Raw genomic sequence first — 16,326 nt, 5'->3', positions numbered from 1 at the left:
NCCGAAGCCCGAGTGGGGCTCGATGATCTCCCGCGGGGCGACCGACGCGGCGGTGGGCAACTGGTGGCCGGCCACCTTCCCGACCCTCGCCCTGATCCTCACCGTGGCGATCATCGCCACCACCTCGTCGACCCTGCTCGGCGGCCGGCGCGGCCGGTAATCGCCGCCGCCCGCCCACCCGTCCCACCTCAACCCGCCGCCGGCATTCCCTGCGCCCGGAATCCCTCTGCCGGCGACCCCCCAGCACGGCGTCTCGCTTCGTTCTCTGACAGGAGTGCACTGATGCGTGTCCGTCTCGCCTCGCCACGAGGTGACCGTCCGGGAGCCGCGGTCGCCGACTCCGGCGGGCACCGCCGGCTCGCCCGCGCGGCCAGCGCGACCGTCGCCGGCGGGCTGGCCCTCACGCTGGCCGCCTGTGCCGGCAGTTCCAGCTCGTCGTCCTCCTCGTCCTCGGGTTCCTCCGGTAACACGGACTCCCTCACCGAGGCGGTGGCCGCGCTGCCGACGGCGTTCGCCTACGACGCGGGGGCGTTCACCTACGAGGGCTTCGAGTTCCAGATCAACACCCAGGCGCAGCTCGTGCGCAATCCGACGGTCACGGCCGACCGGCCGAACGGTTCGCCGATGCAGAACTTCTTCAAGTTNGAGGGCGAGCTGGCGAAGAGCTACGACGTCAGCCCCGACAAGCTGACCTACACCTTCCACCTGCGCGAGGGCGTCAAGAGCGTCGCCGGCCACGAGCTGACCGCCGACGACGTCCTGTACTCCTACGAGCGCAAGTGGAACTCGACGTCGGTCGCGCCGTTCATCTCCAAGCCGGCCATCTACGACCCGGCGAAGCAGTTCAAGAAGGTCGANGCGCACACGGTCAGCATCACCATCGACCGGCCCGGCGACGGCTTCACCCTGCTGTCCCTGCTCGCGAACGTCAGCGGCGACATCTTCGACAGCACGCTGCTGAAGGAGNACGCGACGAAGGACGANCCGTACGCGGTCAAGTGGTCGGCGAAGAACGGGAACTACGGCTTCGGCGCCTACACGCTGGACAAGTTCACCCCCGGTCAGAGCCTGGTNCTGAAAGCCAACCCGAACTACTGGGAGGGCGAGCCGGCGATCAAGACCATCACCCAGAAGGTCGTGACGAACCCCGGCACCCGCACCAACCTGCTCCAGAACGGCGATGCCGACATCGCCGTCCAGCTCCGCCCGTCCGACGTGGTGTCGATGGCCAAGGACTCGAAGCTCAAGACCTTCAACGTCGACTCCATCGAGTACCTCGACACGTTCATCAACACCACCAGGGCGCCGTTCACGAATCCGCTCGTCCGCCAGGCGCTGAGCTACGCGATCCCCTACCAGAAGATCATCGATGACGTCTTCATGGGCCGCGGCGACCCGATGAAGGGCTTCATCAACCCGCACTACCCGAACTACACCACGGACGGGCTGCGGCAGGGTGCGTACGACCCGGCCAAGGCCAAGGCGCTGCTCGCCCAGGCGGGGGTGAAGAGCGTCAACGCGAAGATCCTGGTCGAGAACAGCATCCCGGCCCTGGAGCAGGCCGCGGTCCAGATCCAGTCCGCGGCGGCCGACGCGGGATTCACCTTCACCGTCGACAAGCAGACGGCGACCNCCGTGTCGGACCAGAAGGAGAACAAGTCGTTCGACATCCAGCTCACGCTGAACAAGGCGATCAGCCAGTCGCCGCCGTACGAGCTGCTGCTGTCGCTGACGAAGGGCTCGCCGCTCAACACCTCCAACTGGTCGGACGACGCGTACTACGCGGCCGTCGAGAAGGGTAACCAGGNCGGNGACCCGCTGCTCCCCGAGGCCGGCAAGTACTGGAACCAGGCGCAGCAGATCTGGCAGAACGGCCAGCCTGAGATCCCCATCGCCTTCGACCAGCCGAACGTCGTCTTCCGCAGCAACGTCGACGGCTACGTCTACCGCTCCGAGGGAGCGATCGACTTCGCCCACCTGTCGAAGAGCCAGTAGCCACGACCAGCCGGATCGCCCGCGCGGCCCCCACCGGCCGCGCGGGCGATTTCGTCGCTGACCGGCCCGCGTTCGCGACGCCGCAGGCGAAAGACGAGCGGCGCGCCGGCCTGCCACCGGCGCAATATCCGCCGTACCGGCCGGCCGTCGTTCCGAAACACGGCTGAGATGTGCTTTCGGACAGCACGGGAGTTCCAGGCACAGGGTTCCAGGTTCGAAGTTCCAAGGGAGAAGACATGTTCCACATGGGATGGTTCGTCGGACACGGCTTCAGCGTGCAGTCCTGGAAAGGCACCTGGTCCGGCGCCGGTGCCCGCGAGTGGATGATGCCGGACCTCTATGTGGACATGGCCCGGTCCCTCGAACGGGCCTGCTTCGACTACATGATCTTCGAGGACGGTCTGATGATTCCCGACGCCTTCGGCGGGAGCATGGACACCTACCTGAAGTACAACATGGAATGCCCGCGGCACGACCCGACCGCGCTCATCGGCATCCTCGGCCAGGCGACCTCGCGGATCGGCCTCATCCCGACGATGTCGACGTCGTTCTACCCGCCGTTCATGGCCGCCCGCATGCTGGTCACCCTCGACCACCTCACCCGCGGCCGGGTCGGNGGGAACCTCGTCACCTCCTCCAGCCACCGGGCGGCCCAGAACTTCGGCCACGCCGAGCACTTCGAGCACGACCTGCGCTACCGGATGGCCGACGAGTGGATGGACCTCGTCGGGAAGCTGTGGGGGTCCTGGGAGCCGGGCGCGGTCGTCTTCGACGAGGAGACGGGCACGTTCGCGGACGGCAGCAAGGTGCACACCATCGATTTCGAGGGCGAGTTCTTCCGCTGCCGCGGCCCGCTGAACGCCGTCCCCGGCCCGCAGGGCCGCCCGGTGATCTGCCAGGCCGGCGGCTCCCCGGCCGGGCGCGAGTTCGCCGCCCGCAACGCCGACACGGTCATCTGCGTCCCGCTCGGCGTCGCGGCGATGAAGGCCTACCGGGAGGACATGTCCGCCCGGCTCATCGCGGCCGGCCGCAAGCCCGCGGACTGCAAGGTGCTCTACCTCATCCGCCCGGTGCTCGCCGAGACCGACGCCGAGGCGCAGGAGAAGCGCAGGCGCCTGCGCGCCGCCCAGCGCGAGCAGGCGGCGATCGAGACGCAGCTCGCGGTGATGTCCTACTTCAGCGGCCTGGACTTCTCGACGTTCGACCTCGACAAGCCGCTGCCCGACCTCAGCGGGCAGGTCAACGGCCACCAGAGCTCGATGACGCGTTACGCCAAGGACAGCGAGGACGGCAAGACGCTGCGCGAGCTCGTCTCCACCCACGAGACGACCACGTCGCTGGAGCTCGTCGGCACCCCGGACACCGTCGCCGCGCTGATGGGCGAGGCCATGGAGGAGGTCGGCGGCGACGGCTTCCTCATCTCCAACGACGTCGACCGGCACTCCATCGCCCAGATCGCCGACGGCCTCGCGCCCGCGCTCAAGCGCCGCGGCCTGATCCGCGAGTCGTACACGCACGAGCACTTCCGGGACAACCTNCTCGAGTTCTGACCGCCCGACCCAGAACGCCCGACCCAGAACGCCCGATCCAGAACGCCCACTCCAGAACGCCCGATCGANAACGGGGAGCGACGATGTTTCACCTGGGCCTGTTCACCGGCTGCGGCGTCCAGTCCTGGAACGGGATGTGGTCCGGCGAGGGCNCCACCGAGTGGCTNCATCCCCAGCTCTACATCGACACCGCGAAGGCGGTGGAACGAGCCGGCTTCGACTGCATCATCCTGGAGGACGCCCACTTCATCCCGGACGTCTTCCGCGGAAACATGGACTTCGCCCTGCACAACGGATTCCACGCGCCCAAGCAGGACCTGTTCGTGATGGCGCCGTTCATGCTCACCGCGACCGAGCACGTGGGCATTCTGCCGACCCTGACGACCACCTTCCACCCGCCGTACCTGGCGGCCCGGACGCTGGCCACCCTCGACCACATCTCGCACGGCCGCGGCGGAGCGAACCTCGTCATGTCGCACAACGACCGCACCGCGCAGAACTACGGCGCCGACGCCCAGGCCGACCACGACGCCCGCTACGACGCCGGCGACGAATGGGTCGCCCTGGTCGAGGCGCTGTGGAACTCCTGGGACCCCGACGCCCTCGTCATCGACCGGGAACGCGGCGTCTACGTCGACACGGCCAAGGTGCGCCCGATCGACTTCTCCGGACGGTTCTACCGCTCCCGCGGGCCGTTGAACTCGCTGCCGCCGCCGCAGGGTCGCCCGGTGTTCTCCCAGGCCGGCGGCTCCGGCCGGGGCCGGGACTTCGCCGCGAAGAACGTCGATCTGGTGATGACGAACGTCACCGGCATCGACACGATGAAGGCCTTCCGCGACGACGTCGTCGCGAAGGCGCGCGCCCACGGCCGCAAGCCCGACTCCTGCAAGGTGATGTTCAACATCGCCCCCGTCCTCGGGGAGACCCGGCGGGAGGCCGAGGAGAAGCGGCAACGGGCGCTGGCCGCCGCGGCCGCGAACGTCGAGATCAATCTGGGCTGGATGTCCTACTACAGCGGCATCGACTTCGGGAAGTTCGACCTGGACGCCCCGATGCCGGCGCTGCAGACCAACGCCAGCCGCAGCACCACCGAGAACCTGCGCGAGAAGAGCGGCGGGATGACGCTGCGGGAGTTCGCCTCCTACCCGGCGTCGGGCGCCGTCGAGCTCGTCGGCACGCCGGACGCGGTCGCCGCGCAGATGGGCGAGGTGATGGACGAGGTCGGCGGTGACGGCTTCCTCATCCAGCAACCGATGTACCGCGAGGGCATCAGCATGATCACCGATGGGCTGGCGCCCGCCCTGCGGCGCCGGGGACTGATCCGCGACGGCTACGCGCACCGCCAGTTCCGGGACAACCTGCTCGACTTCTGATCTCCAAGGGAGAACGTGGGTGTGATGGGATCCCCGATGACCGTCGTCGACGCGGCGACCGACCCGAAGCTGCTGCGCTCGACGTTCGGCTGTTTCCCCAGCGGTGTGACGGCGGTCTGCGCGCTCGTCGACGGTGAGCCGGTCGGCATGGCGGTGAGCTCGTTCACCTCGGTGTCGCTCGACCCGCCGCTGGTGTCGGTGTGCGTGGCGAACACGTCGACGACCTGGCCGCGGCTGCGGGACCCGGCCCGGTTGGGAGTCAGCGTCCTCGGCGAGAGCCACGACGTCGCCTGCCGCCAGCTCTCCGCCCGCGACGGCGACCGGTTCGCCGGCATCTCCTGGCGGGCCAGCGACGTCGGCGCGCTGTTCGTCGCGGACTCGGCGGCGGCGCTGGAGTGCGAGCTCGTCCGGGAGGTCGCGGCCGGCGACCATCTCATCGCGCTGCTGCGCGTCCATGCGCTCAGTTCGGACACGAACGTGACACCGTTGGTGTTCCACCACAGCCGGTTCCGCCAGCTCGTGGCCCACTGACCAGGCCGCCACCCCGCCCACCACCCCACCACCCCACCACGAACCCCAGCCCACGAACCCCAGCCACGAACCCCAGCCGCCGACCCGTCCCGGGGGTGCCCGTGCCGCCGTTCCGCCTTCCCGACCTCGATCTCGACCTGCCGATCTGCCTGACCTGCGGGGTGCAGTACGGCGCCGAGCGGGTCGACTGCCCGGTCTGCGAGGACGAGCGGCAGTACGTCGGGTGGGAGGGGCAGCGCTGGACGTCGCTGGCCCGGCTGCGCGCCGAGGGCTACCACGGCGTGCTGCGCCCGGAGGGCGAGCGGGTGACCGGCGTCGGCGCCGAGNCGAAGATCTCCATCGGGCAGCGGGCGCTGCTCGTGCAGACGGACGCGGGCAACATCCTCTGGGACTGCGTGCCCTTCCTCGACGACGACCTCGGCGGCCGGGTCGCCGAACTCGGCGGGGTCACCGCCATCGCGGTCAGCCACCCGCACTTCTACGGAGCGATGGTCGACTGGAGCCGGGCGTTCGGCGGGGCCCCGATCTACGTCCACGCCGCGGACGCCGAGTGGCTCGGCCGACCGGACGGCGCCGTCGAGCTGTGGTCCGGCGACGCGCTGACGATCGGCGCCGGGCTGACCCTGATCAACGGCGGGGTGCACTTCGCCGGCGGCACGGTCCTGCACTGGGCGCAGGGCGAGGGCGGGCGGGGGGCGCTGTTCTCCGGCGACATCCTGCAGGTGGTCCTCGACCGCCGGTGGGTGAGCTTCATGTACAGCTACCCGAACTACATCCCGGAGCGGCCCAGCGTCGTCCGCCGGGCGCTGGACCTGCTCGAACCGTTCGACTTCGACGCCGTCTACGGCGCGTTCTGGCAGACCGTGGTCCGCGCCGACGGCCGGGCCGCCGTGCGCCGCTCCGCCGACCGCTACCTCCGCTTCGTCGCCGACACCCCGTAGCCGCCACTCTCCGCACCCGCCCTCCTGCCCGCCGCCCGCCCGCCCGCCTGCCCGCCCGCTGCCCGCCCGCTGCCCGCCCGCTGCCCGCCCGCTTATCCAGAGGGATAAATCGGACACCCAAGCCTCTGGATAACTATGGGGTGGGCCGGTCGGACGCGGCCTGCGAGACTTCTGGGCCGATGGCTGGACCGGCGTGGCTCCCGGAGGTCTCCGATGGCGCAGCACGACCCTCTCCGCGACGACGACCCCCGCCGGGTCGGGCCCTACACGCTGCTGGAGCGCGTCGGTGCCGGCGGCATGGGCGTCGTCTACCTGGCGCGCGACTCCGTCGGTCGGCGGGTCGCGCTGAAGATCCCGGGCAGCCCCGGCCGTGCCAACCAGATCCCGCACTCGCACGAGCGCTTCGTCGCTGAGGTGGCGACCCACCGGACGCTGACGAGCGAGCGGGTGGTCCGCTTCCTCGACGCCGACGTGCACGGCCGCCCGCCCTGGGTCGCCCTCGAGTACGTCCAGGGCGCCAACCTGAGCCAGGTCGTGTCCGAGACCGGCGTCTTTTCCCACCGCTTCCTGCTGGCCCTCGCCGCCGAGCTCGCCGAGGCGGTGGCCGACATCCACGCGCACGGCATCGTCCACCGGGACCTGCACCCGGCGAACGTCATCTGCCTGCCGAACGGCATCAAGGTCATCGACTTCGGCCTGGCCCGCATCCAGGCCGACGACGAAAGCCTCATCACCAAGGGCCCGCCGATCGGCGTCCCGGCCTTCATGGCGCCGGAACGCTTCGCGGGCGTCGTCACCCGGGCCTGCGACGTCTTCGCCTGGGGATGCTGCGTGGCCTACGCCGCCGCCGGGACGCCGCCGTTTCCCAACGTGGCGCCGCGCGACGCCTACGCCGCCGTCGCGGGCTCCCCGCCGGTCCTGACGAACCTGCCCGGCGACCTCGCCGACCTGGTCGGCTGGGCGCTCGCGAAGAAGCCGGAAGACCGGCCGACCGCATCCCGGGTGGCCGCCGAGCTCCAGGGCCTGGGTGTCCCGGTGACTCGCCCGGCCGCCCGCCCCTGGCCCGCGCAGGCGCTCCCGCTGATCAGCCAGGCCGTCCCCGGTCCGGCCATCGCCGGTACGGACGGCTGGATCGACGGCCCGCACGCCGGGACCGCCCGCTCGGGAAGCGGCGACTCGGGAGTGGTTTACCGGGGCCCCGGCGGCTCGGGAGTGCATAACTCACGGATCGGCGACTCGGAACTCGGCGACTCGGAACTCGGGGACTCGGAACTCGGGGACTCGAGGATCGGGGACTCGGGCCTGATCACGACGCCGAGCCAGCCGAGCCGCCCAGAGCACCCGAACCACCGCGAGCCGGCGCCGATCGGTCCCCGCGGCGCCGGCGCGGTGGTGGCAGCGGTGGTCGCAGCGGCGTTCTGCCTGTTGGGCCTCGCGCTCACGGCAGGGGGGTACGCCGCGGGCGACGTCACCGGCCCGGTCTGCGCCGGACTGGTGGCCGCCGCGGCGGGAGTGCTGGCCCTCGTCCGGGCCGGTCGCCGTGCCGGCCCGGTCGCCCCGGTCGCCCCGGCGGGTGCGGCGGGTGCGGCGGGTGCGGGGGCCCCGCGCCCGCCGGTCGGCGTACCCGCCTGGTTCGTGCCCGTAACCGTCGCCGTCGGCGGCGTCGCCGGCGGTGTGTTCGGACTGCTCCTCGCCCGCGGGCTGTGGGCCGGCAGCCCGCGGGCGGCCGCGGCGTCGGAGCTCGCCCTGGCCTGCTGCTTCGCGGCGGCGTTCGCGCTGTACCTGCGAGGTTTGGATCCAACCCGGTCGGCGGGGCACCCGACCCCGCGATCCGGGATCAGGTCACCAGGCGGGAGTGGCGGGACGCCTTCGTGAGCTTCGTGCCGAGCCGGCCCGCGACCTGACCGGGCTCGACCCAGCGGACGCGGGTGCTGACGGAGTCGGGCACGGCGAGGCTGCGGTCCTCGACGTGGAACAGGTAGGTCATGTCGTAGTGGACGTGTTCGGGTTCCCCGCGCGTCGGCGCGGCCTCGACGATCCTCGCCTCGACGTCGAAGGGGATGATTCCGCCGGGGATGACCATGTTCGTCTCCACTCCGGCACGGCGGGCGGCGAGCCCGAGCGCCGCGCCGAGCAGGGAGGAGTCACCCGCGTCCACGTGGCCGCCCGGCAGATGCCAGGCGGACGTGGCCGAATCCATGATCTCGAGAACCCGCCAGTCGGGGGAAACGATCGCGGCGCGGCAGGTGACGTGAGCCGGCGTCGTGCTACGTGCCGTGATGGCAGGCCCGTGCAGGGCCAGCACGACCAAGGACCGTATGAGGTCCATCTCGTCCGGGTTCGCCTCGATGTAGCCGAGGGCCACACCGATCACCGCGTTGTTGGTGACCGCCACGCTCAGAGAACGTACAGGTGTCNGGTGCTCAACACGGAACACCGGGGCGGGACACTCCGAAGTTCGTACTGCACACATATCCTCACTTACCGTGTCGGAGAACCTGGCTATATCGGAAGAAATCGGAATGCCAGTTCGGCATGTTCCTNGACTTCCTCGTCCAGTCGCGCTGGCCCGCGAGACGATGCGCGCGACGCTCGGCCACGCTCGGNACGACGCACCCTTCCCCGCGGGCAACCCACCAGACCGCCCCGACATCGCGACGGAGAGTGACAGTTGGTCGAGCTTTGCGGCACGCCGGCCGCAGCTCCTACGGCATCCCGCACGTCGATCCATCCTTCCCGAGATCGGGTGAAGCGGACAAACAGGGCAAGTACCCGCCTGCCGGGTACCCAGCCCCTACCATCGCCAAACCTCCTTCGTGCCGCAAATCAGAAATTTTGCTCCATCTTCAGTCGAGGGTCCCGCTCACCCCCAGGTCAGCCCGGATGCGGGCGGNCCGAGGCGGCGGGACGCGCGGACGTCGAACGCGGGGGCAATCGGCACCTGTAGGCACCACGTTCGGGTGGCCCCGCACCCGGTGGCGGTACCCCCGGCACCGGGAGTCGTGACGGTCAGCCGACACCTCGGGCAGNCGCCGTCCGGCCACGACTAGGGTCGGCGAGGACGCAACGGCACAATGCCGACTCCGGGCCGCCAACCATCGGCACCCTGGCGCGTCGCCACCACGTACGCCCTCACCGGCTACCTGAAGCGACGCGGCAGTGGGACCCGGGAACCGCGGGACGAACGGGAGGACCCCACCGTGGCCGACAGTCAGGCTCTCGACGCGCCGCGCCCGCAGGGCCGTCGGGCCCGTCGGGCCACGGTGCTCGTGGCGGGGCTCGCCCTGACCGGGCTCGTCGGCCTGACGGCCGGCTGCGGCTCGGACGGCATCGACCTGCCGGATCCGAGCGCCAGCGCGAGCCTGCCGACGGCGCTGCCCACAGCCCTGCCGACCGCGCTGCCGAGCGGCCTGCCCACGGCCCTGCCGACCGCCCTGCCCAGCTCGCTGTCGACCTCCATCCCCGGGGTGGGGAAGATCGACGCGGTGACCGGACCGGCCGCGCTGCGCGGCACCAACGTCCCCGCGGGCTTCCCCGTGCCGCCCGGCGCGACGGTGAAGGTCGGCACCACCACCGGGAAGAGCTCGACGGTGACGCTGTCTGGGGTGTCCAGCGACAAGGTGGCGGCGTTCTACCGCACGGCGCTGCCACCGGCCGGCTACCGGATCACCTCGGACGTCGGCATTCCCGGCGTCGCCCGCGCGCTGGCCTTCACCGGGCACGGCGTCACCGGGAGCCTCGGCGCCGCGGGCCTCGGCCAGTCCAACGCGATCGCCATCGTCTTCACCAAGAGCTGACGAGGCGGCCGGCGCCGACGGGGATCACACCGCCGCGGGGGCCAGGTCCGGCAGGTTGAAGTACCCGCGGATCTCCGTCTGGACGGCCCGCGGCTCGCGGCGGGCGTCGACGACGGCCACGAACTCCTTACGCTGGAAGATCTCCATCACCGGCTGGGTCTTCTCGTGATAGTCACGCAGTCGCACGGCCAGCGCCTGGGGATTGTCGTCGGCACGTCTGCGCAGCCGTGCTCCGCAGACGTCGCAGGTGTCCGGCATGACCGGCCGGCTCGCTATCAGGTTGTAGTCCAGGCCGCAGCGGGAGCACAGCCGGCGGGCCAGCACCCGCCGGTAGACCTCGTCGTCCGGGAGGTCCAGGTAGATGACCCCGTCGATGTCGTAGCTCTCCAGAAAGAACTCCGCCTGCCGCGCGTTGCGGGGAAATCCGTCGATGATGAAGCCGTAGTTCCAGTCGTGGTCGGCCAGCCGGGTGCGCACCACCGATTCGACGAGGTCGTCGCCGACGAGGTGGCCGGCGGCGACCGTCCGCTTCACCTGCGCGCCCAGCTTCGTGTGATTCTGTACGTTCCAGCGGAAGACGTCGCCGACGCTTATGTGGACGAGGTCGAAATCCCGTGCCAGCATCGTCGCCTGGGTTCCCTTGCCGCTGCCCTGCACTCCCATGATGACGAACTTGCGCACGAAATCCCTCTCCCGCCCGAATCGCAGGTCGCACAGGTGGTCGGCCGCGGACCGTCGTCCGGTTCATTCCCTGCCGGGTACCGTATCCGCTGAACGAATGGATCGACCCGGAGGCCAGCCCGGTGAATGCGGNGTGGGCAACGACACATATCCCGGTCTACGGCGGGAGGGCCCGCTGGTGAGTGCCGAAGAACCGCGGGCAGCGGGAGGTTACGGCCACCGCCGGCGGGTCCGTCGACCCGGCCGCGCCGCCCCGCGGACGGCCGGCGCGGCGCCGCGACCGGCACCGAAAGGGCGGTTGCGCGAGGGCCGACTCACCCTCGTCAGGTGGCACCTGCGCGCCACCCGCGGCGGGTCGCCTGGCCCGGCGGGCGGCTCGCTCAGCCCCGCACGTAGCGGCGCGGCACCCAGGTCTGGCTGTCGATCGGGGGCCGCTGGTAGGCCTTCTCCTGCCGCGGGGGCAGGACGACACGGTCATGCGGCACGTCGCCGTACGGGACGACCGACAGCAGATGGCTGATCAGGTTGAGCCGGGCCGTGCGCTTGTCGTCGGCGTCCACCACGTGCCAGGGCGCCTCCCGGATGTCGGTGTAGGCGAACATCTCGTCCTTGGCCGCCGCGAAATCCACCCAGCGGGCCCGCGCCTGCAGGTCCATCGCCGACAGCTTCCACCGCTTTCCGGGATTGTCGATGCGCTCCTGGAAACGCCGTTCCTGCTCCTCGTCGCTCAGCGAGAGCCAGTATTTCACCAGGACGATCCCGGCGCGGACCAGCGCCCGCTCGAGCTGCGGGCAGGTGCGCAGGAAGTCGTCGTACTCGTCGTCGGTGCAGAATCCCATCACCCGTTCGACCCCAGCCCGGTTGTACCAGCTCCGGTCGAACAGCACGATCTCGCCGGCGGNGGGCAGGTGCGCCAGGTAACGCTGGAAGTACCACTGGGTGCGTTCCCGCTCGGTCGGCGTGCCCAGCGCGACGACCCGGCACTGGCGGGCGTTGAGNCGCTCGAGGATGCGTTTGATGGTGCCACCCTTGCCCGCGGTGTCCCGCCCCTCGAAGACCACCACCAGCCGGAAGCCGGTATGCCGGATCCATTCCTGCATCCGGACCAGCTCGGTCTGCAGGCGGGCGAGTTCCCGCTCATACTCCTTCCTGGAGACCCGGGACGGGGTGATGCCCGCCGCGAGCGCCGCCGCGGTCGAGGGATCGGCCGCCACCGTACCGGCGGTCCCGGCAGGCCCGGCGGGCCCGACGGGCCCGGCGGCCTGCGGCGATCCGTCGTCGCCGGCCGCGACCCCGCCGCCCTCGTCGGCCCTGTCCCCCGTCGATCCGCCGTGCCGCCCCTGTGCCATGTCCCCACTCTCCCGCCATCAACGACGATCGCCGTGGACCCATCGTCGCCGCGACCGGGCGCGTGGCCGCCCACCCCGCGCCGGCCCTACCGGTGCAGGACGACAATTCACTACAGAGCAGGATGTGTACGGGAATCGGGGACGTGGGGAACGGCCGCGCGGGTGGCGACCTCCCCGGTTTCGGGGAGGAACGCGGGTGTCGAGGGGACTGCGGCGGGCGGTCGGTGCGGGTCTGGCCGCGGCCGCACTGACGGTCGGGCTCGGGGCGTGCGGCTCCGGCGACAAGGCGCCGGCACCGCCGGCGGAGGTCGTGCTGAACCGGGGGCAGGACGCCTCGCTGCCGTTCCGGACCGCCAATGAGGGCGAGGTCCTGCTCGACGTCACCACCGCCGCGCCCGGCGTGTCGTGGGGCTCGCCGGGCAGNGAGTCGGCCGTGGTGTCCCTGTTCGTCGACAACACCTACGCCACCGACGTCGTCATCCCCGCCTCGTTCCCGATCAAGCGGAGCCTGGCGCTGGGCCACCTCGCCGNCGGCGACCACACCCTGCGGGCNCAGTTCGCCACCGACCGCTCGCCGCAGGCGGCCGCGTCGGCCCGGCTGACCGGCTTCACCTTCCGGACGGTGACGCCGCAGGACAACGGCTACCAGGCGCTGGCCCACGCCCCGGTGGTGTATGGACGGACGACGCCGCTGCCCGCCGCCGGTTCCCCCGACGTCGGCGCGCCGTCGTCGGCGACCGCGGCGGACCCGCTGGCCGGCGGACCGTTCCAGAACGCCATCACGGACACGCCGCTGCTGGCCTTCCACTCCGAGGCGCCGACGGCGATCTCGGGGCACCGGCTGCTGACCTACTCGACCGTGTGGAGCAACGAGGACGGCGGCACGTCCACCCCGGCGCTGATGGCACAGTGGGGCCGCACCACCGACATCGAGTGGACCTACCAGGTGGAGATCGACGCCGCCGGCAACGCGATTCCCGGCAGCGCCGTGATCCAGGGCCCCGACCACACGACGCAGCCCTTCACCGGCCGCTCCGAGGGCGGCCACCCGCTGCTCGGGACCTGCACGCTGAACAACGCCATGTGCCAGAACCCGGACGGCCCGATGCGGTTCGCCCTGTCCGCCGCCGACACCCTCGACCCGAACGCCGACGCCCGCGAGCGGCAGATGGACCGCAACCCGTGGACCTACTGGGTGATGGCGCAGGAGGTCGCCCGCGAGGGCAAGGTCGACGAGAACAAGGCGCCGAACTCCACCACGAAGATCAGCGACCCGCGCAACTACCTCTATCTGATCATCCGTAAGAACACCGTGGGGGCGCCGAACACGGAGAACAGCTGGGTCGGCCTGTCGGTCGGCGTGCGGTTGTCCGGCAACGGCGAGACCTACCGGTCGAACAAGATCTATCCCCTCTGGGCCATCGAACGGGACNCCCCCGCCGCGACGGCCGTCGAGCTACCCCCCGGCACGGTCGCCGAGGACATCTCGACGATCGAGGCCACCCGCGTCGTCGGGGCGGGCGTCGACCGCGGGGCCCGCATCACGGTCGACTCGATCGAGCGGGCGTTCCTGCTCGGGCCGGACGGCGTGCCCCAGCAGTCGTTCCTGTTCACCCCGGCGAAGGCGACCCTGACCCCGGCCGCGCCGACCGCGACTCTGTTCCGGCGCCCCCAGGGCGGTTCCTGACACCAGGGCGGTTCCCTGACACGCCCAGGGCGGTTCCGGACACCCCAGGGGCGGTTCCGGACACCTTCGAGCCGCACCTGAGTGCCGGCACCTCGGTGCCTCCCGGCCGCCCCCGCCGCCCTCGGCGTCGCCGTGCGGTGGCACACCCGGGAGGCACCACCGCGGTGCAACCCCGGCCCCGGCCGAGCCGGGGTCAGACGCCGGGATGCAGTGCCGGGAGCAGGGCGACGTCGCCGTAGGCGGCGAGATCGGGACTGTCGAACGGCAGCCGCCCCCACAGGGCGAGCAGGACCGCGGCGGCGGGGCCACGCAGGGCGGCGTCCCCCTTGGCGTGCTCCCGGGTCACCGTGACGTCATTGCCGGCCAGCGCGACCAGCCACTCTCCCTCGACGTCGGTGAGATGGACGTGCACGCCGCCGTGCGCCGCTGCGGCACTCGTCGCCCGGGCGCGCCCGCCGGGCAGCAGGATGGTCAGCAGCTCGTCCACGCCGTCCGCGGCCACCTCCGCCGCAGGTGGGCGGGCGGCGCCGACAGCGTTGTCGGCGTCCCAGCGATGCACGGTGAGCTCCTGGGCGAGGCGGCGGCGCCAGAACCCGGCGACTGGCGGCGCGACCCCGGTGTGGTTCCAGGCCGGCCGGGCGGGATCGGTCTCGCGCAGCACGTCCAGCAGGCCGTCGAGGGAACGCCGGTAGTAGTCGACCAGCCCCTCGTCGTCGGCGGGCGCGGGCGGATTCGGCGGCGGCGGCTCGGCCGTGCCCCGCGACACGACGACACTCACGCTGTGTAGCAGGCGACCGGCGTGCCGCAGCAGGCGGCGCGAGCTCCAGCCCGGGCAGGTGGGCACGGGAGTGTCGAGATGTCGGCTGGTCGTCGCCAGCAGCGCGACGCCCTCGGTCTCGATGAGCGCGAGATGGTCCACCTGCCCGAGTCTGGCAGGGCAGACGCCCACGGGCGACGGGCGAGGGCAGCCGTTCCCAGGTCCCGTTCCAGGTCCCGTTCCAGGTCCCGTGCCCGTGGTCGCCGGCGCGAGGCCTAGTTCGTCGAGACGATCTGCGCCGGCGCGCCGACCTGGGCGGCCAGCCTCGTCCAGTGGCCATCGGCGGTGTTCAGGGCATCGGTCGTGCGCTGGAGCAGGACCGGCGGGGGCAGTGCGGTGCCGTCGAAGAGGTTCCCGCAGGTGGTGACGGCCTGGGCGTAGGCGGTGGCGCCGTCGGTCCAGGTCTGGCTGGCGGCGGCGACGGGCGGCACGCCGAGCTCGCCGATCCGGTCCACGGCCTGACCGAGCTGGACGCACGCCGGCCGCAGTGCCGTGCCGTCGGCTGCCTGGATGTCCGTGCGCACTGCGTTGACGGAGGTCACGACCTCGTCGCGGACCCCGGCGGTGGTGGCGTACCAGGTGGCGAGCTGGGTCTTCACATCGATGGTCGGCGGGACCACCGCGCCGGCCTCGGCCTGCGTGCCGCCGCCACCGACGATCAGGTAGACGGCGGTCACCGCGCCGGCGCCGGCCACGCCGAGGATCGCGAGGCCCCGGCGGCGTTCCTGGCGGGACAGTTCCTCCCAGTTGCGGTAATCGTTACGGCGCCGGCGCACGGATCCCCCACATCGCGAGAAGTAACCGACAGAACAGACGCCCGAATCAACCCGGACGTTGCGCCCGGATCGCCGCCGGTCCGCCCCGGCCCCCTCCCGATCACTCCCCGGTCACCCCCGCGGCCTCCCGACCCGGTTCGCCCCTCGCCGGACCGGCCCGCACCCCACCGGGCCCGCGCCGGGCGCCACCCTCGCGCCACCCCGCGGCGGGTCGCCGGAGCACTCGACGACGTACGTCACATTTTCGATTCGGCCGTGCCCGGAGCGCCGCGAACGTATGCCGGATGAGAACNGCCNTGCACCAGCCAATGCAGACGCGCGTTCCGTGGGCTGCTCGCCGGACATCGCCGAGAAAAATTCGGCCGTTTCGGTGGACAAGGCGACGGGAAAGCGCACGATATCGGAGGGGGCCATCCACGGCGTCGGCGTGCATCGTGGCGCATCGCCGGGCCGACCGGAGGGACGAGACGACGATGATTTCGGCAACGGCATCCAGCGGCGCGAATTTGCGCGCCCGGAGCGATGACCTGCCGAACCATGTGTCGCCGCCCTGGGTGGCCGCTGAAAAACGTGCACAAGGGGGCGTGAATGGTCGAGGGTGGGCCGTACTGGTGGGAATCCACATCCTTGCCGGACGGGGCGGCGGATGACGACGCCGCGGCGTGGGCCGTGGTCGTGCTCGGTGGCCAGGGTGGGCGGGTCCGCGGGGTGGTCGGCCCGTTCCGCACCCCGGGCTACGCGCACACGTACGCACACGACGAGGGATTGCGGGANTGGCTCGTCGTCCCCGCTCTGTGTCTGACGCTGCCGGCCAGCCAGCAGGCCGCCG

At 71.5% G+C, this 16,326-nt stretch carries 8 protein-coding genes and 14 pseudogenes; 15 read left to right on the top strand and 7 right to left on the bottom strand.

Annotation, left to right across the window (positions count from 1 at the left end; translation table 11 throughout):
• Position 1: 1 nt before the first annotated feature.
• The 13 genes and pseudogenes from UK94_RS44980 to UK94_RS73170 all read left to right on the top strand — a co-directional run.
• A pseudogene (locus tag UK94_RS44980) lies at positions 2-160 on the top strand (ABC transporter permease); the annotation flags it as partial.
• Between the two features lie 494 nt (positions 161-654).
• Positions 655-857: pseudogene (locus tag UK94_RS44975) on the top strand (ABC transporter substrate-binding protein); the annotation flags it as partial.
• 1 nt (position 858) lies between these two features.
• Positions 859-966: pseudogene (locus UK94_RS44970) on the top strand (hypothetical protein); the annotation flags it as partial.
• Positions 967-984: 18 nt separating this feature from the next.
• A pseudogene (locus UK94_RS44960) lies at positions 985-1,073 on the top strand (hypothetical protein); the annotation flags it as partial.
• A 1-nt stretch (position 1,074) separates the two neighbouring features.
• A pseudogene (locus UK94_RS44955) lies at positions 1,075-1,632 on the top strand (ABC transporter substrate-binding protein); the annotation flags it as partial.
• A gap of 1 nt (position 1,633) precedes the next feature.
• Positions 1,634-1,807, top strand: a pseudogene (locus UK94_RS44950) (ABC transporter substrate-binding protein); the annotation flags it as partial.
• A 5-nt stretch (positions 1,808-1,812) separates the two neighbouring features.
• Positions 1,813-1,995, top strand: a pseudogene (locus UK94_RS44945) (ABC transporter substrate-binding protein); the annotation flags it as partial.
• 236 nt (positions 1,996-2,231) lie between these two features.
• A pseudogene (locus UK94_RS44940) lies at positions 2,232-2,611 on the top strand (LLM class flavin-dependent oxidoreductase); the annotation flags it as partial.
• A gap of 1 nt (position 2,612) precedes the next feature.
• A pseudogene (locus tag UK94_RS08755) lies at positions 2,613-3,532 on the top strand (NtaA/DmoA family FMN-dependent monooxygenase); the annotation flags it as partial.
• A 96-nt stretch (positions 3,533-3,628) separates the two neighbouring features.
• Positions 3,629-3,697, top strand: a pseudogene (locus UK94_RS73175) (hypothetical protein); the annotation flags it as partial.
• A 15-nt stretch (positions 3,698-3,712) separates the two neighbouring features.
• Positions 3,713-4,918, top strand: a 1,206-nt coding sequence (locus UK94_RS08750) for an NtaA/DmoA family FMN-dependent monooxygenase (RefSeq protein WP_235487094.1), incomplete at its 5' end; no start/stop codon positions are given.
• 24 nt (positions 4,919-4,942) lie between these two features.
• Positions 4,943-5,449 carry a flavin reductase family protein gene (locus UK94_RS08745; RefSeq protein WP_231861367.1) on the top strand — a complete coding sequence of 169 codons (507 nt, stop codon included), beginning with the start codon at positions 4,943-4,945 and terminating at the stop codon, positions 5,447-5,449.
• A 1,154-nt stretch (positions 5,450-6,603) separates the two neighbouring features.
• Entirely contained in the window at positions 6,604-8,265 is a 1,662-nt protein-coding gene (locus UK94_RS73170; protein ID WP_268761252.1) for a serine/threonine-protein kinase, read from the top strand.
• Here UK94_RS73170 and UK94_RS44930 read toward each other — a convergent pair.
• Complete coding sequence (locus UK94_RS44930) at positions 8,228-8,590, bottom strand: NUDIX domain-containing protein (RefSeq protein ID WP_235487149.1); 363 nt, start codon at positions 8,588-8,590, stop codon at positions 8,228-8,230. The genes UK94_RS73170 and UK94_RS44930 overlap by 38 nt on opposite strands.
• Before the next feature lie 1,000 nt (positions 8,591-9,590).
• Between UK94_RS44930 and UK94_RS08725 the strand changes: the two genes are divergently transcribed.
• Positions 9,591-10,187: a hypothetical protein gene (locus UK94_RS08725; RefSeq protein WP_011607241.1), complete on the top strand. Its 597-nt coding sequence runs from the start codon at positions 9,591-9,593 to the stop codon at positions 10,185-10,187.
• Between the two features lie 24 nt (positions 10,188-10,211).
• Here UK94_RS08725 and UK94_RS08720 read toward each other — a convergent pair whose 3' ends face one another.
• The 4 genes and pseudogenes from UK94_RS08720 to UK94_RS44915 form a co-directional block, all read right to left on the bottom strand.
• A complete protein-coding gene (locus tag UK94_RS08720; RefSeq protein WP_011607242.1) occupies positions 10,212-10,868 on the bottom strand; it encodes a nucleoside monophosphate kinase in 657 nt (218 codons plus the stop codon).
• 380 nt (positions 10,869-11,248) lie between these two features.
• Positions 11,249-11,769 (bottom strand): annotated as a pseudogene (locus UK94_RS44925) (polyphosphate kinase 2); the annotation flags it as partial.
• Between the two features lies 1 nt (position 11,770).
• Positions 11,771-11,866: pseudogene (locus UK94_RS44920) on the bottom strand (polyphosphate kinase 2); the annotation flags it as partial.
• A 1-nt stretch (position 11,867) separates the two neighbouring features.
• Positions 11,868-12,217, bottom strand: a pseudogene (locus UK94_RS44915) (polyphosphate kinase 2); the annotation flags it as partial.
• A 1,433-nt stretch (positions 12,218-13,650) separates the two neighbouring features.
• On the opposite strand from UK94_RS44915, the pseudogene UK94_RS44905 reads away from it, so the two are divergent.
• Positions 13,651-13,904: pseudogene (locus tag UK94_RS44905) on the top strand (hypothetical protein); the annotation flags it as partial.
• Positions 13,905-14,097: 193 nt separating this feature from the next.
• Here the strand turns inward: UK94_RS44905 and UK94_RS08705 are convergent.
• Both UK94_RS08705 and UK94_RS08700 read right to left on the bottom strand, forming a co-directional pair.
• The gene (locus tag UK94_RS08705) at positions 14,098-14,823 is read right to left on the bottom strand and encodes a maleylpyruvate isomerase family mycothiol-dependent enzyme (protein WP_011607246.1); all 726 of its coding nucleotides are present in this window, start codon (positions 14,821-14,823) and stop codon (positions 14,098-14,100) included.
• Between the two features lie 113 nt (positions 14,824-14,936).
• Positions 14,937-15,497: a hypothetical protein gene (locus tag UK94_RS08700; protein ID WP_055749397.1), complete on the bottom strand. Its 561-nt coding sequence runs from the start codon at positions 15,495-15,497 to the stop codon at positions 14,937-14,939.
• Positions 15,498-16,326: the final 829 nt, after the last annotated feature.

It is taken from the genome of Frankia sp. AvcI1 (genome assembly GCF_001420875.1).
Classification (GTDB): domain Bacteria; phylum Actinomycetota; class Actinomycetes; order Frankiales; family Frankiaceae; genus Frankia; species Frankia alni.
The sequence above is the reverse complement of the archived record's forward strand: the minus strand, read 5'-3'. Positions and strand labels throughout refer to the sequence as shown.

What these genes read in the sequence shown, in the direction of transcription:
- UK94_RS73170 (WP_268761252.1), top strand. Translation starts at nt 6,604, where the DNA reads ATGGCGCAGCACGACCCTCTCCGCGACGACGACCCCCGCCGGGTCGGG.
- UK94_RS08745 (WP_231861367.1), top strand. Translation starts at nt 4,943, where the DNA reads ATGGGATCCCCGATGACCGTCGTCGACGCGGCGACCGACCCGAAGCTG.
- UK94_RS44930 (WP_235487149.1), bottom strand. Translation starts at nt 8,590, where the DNA reads ATGGATTCGGCCACGTCCGCCTGGCATCTGCCGGGCGGCCACGTGGAC.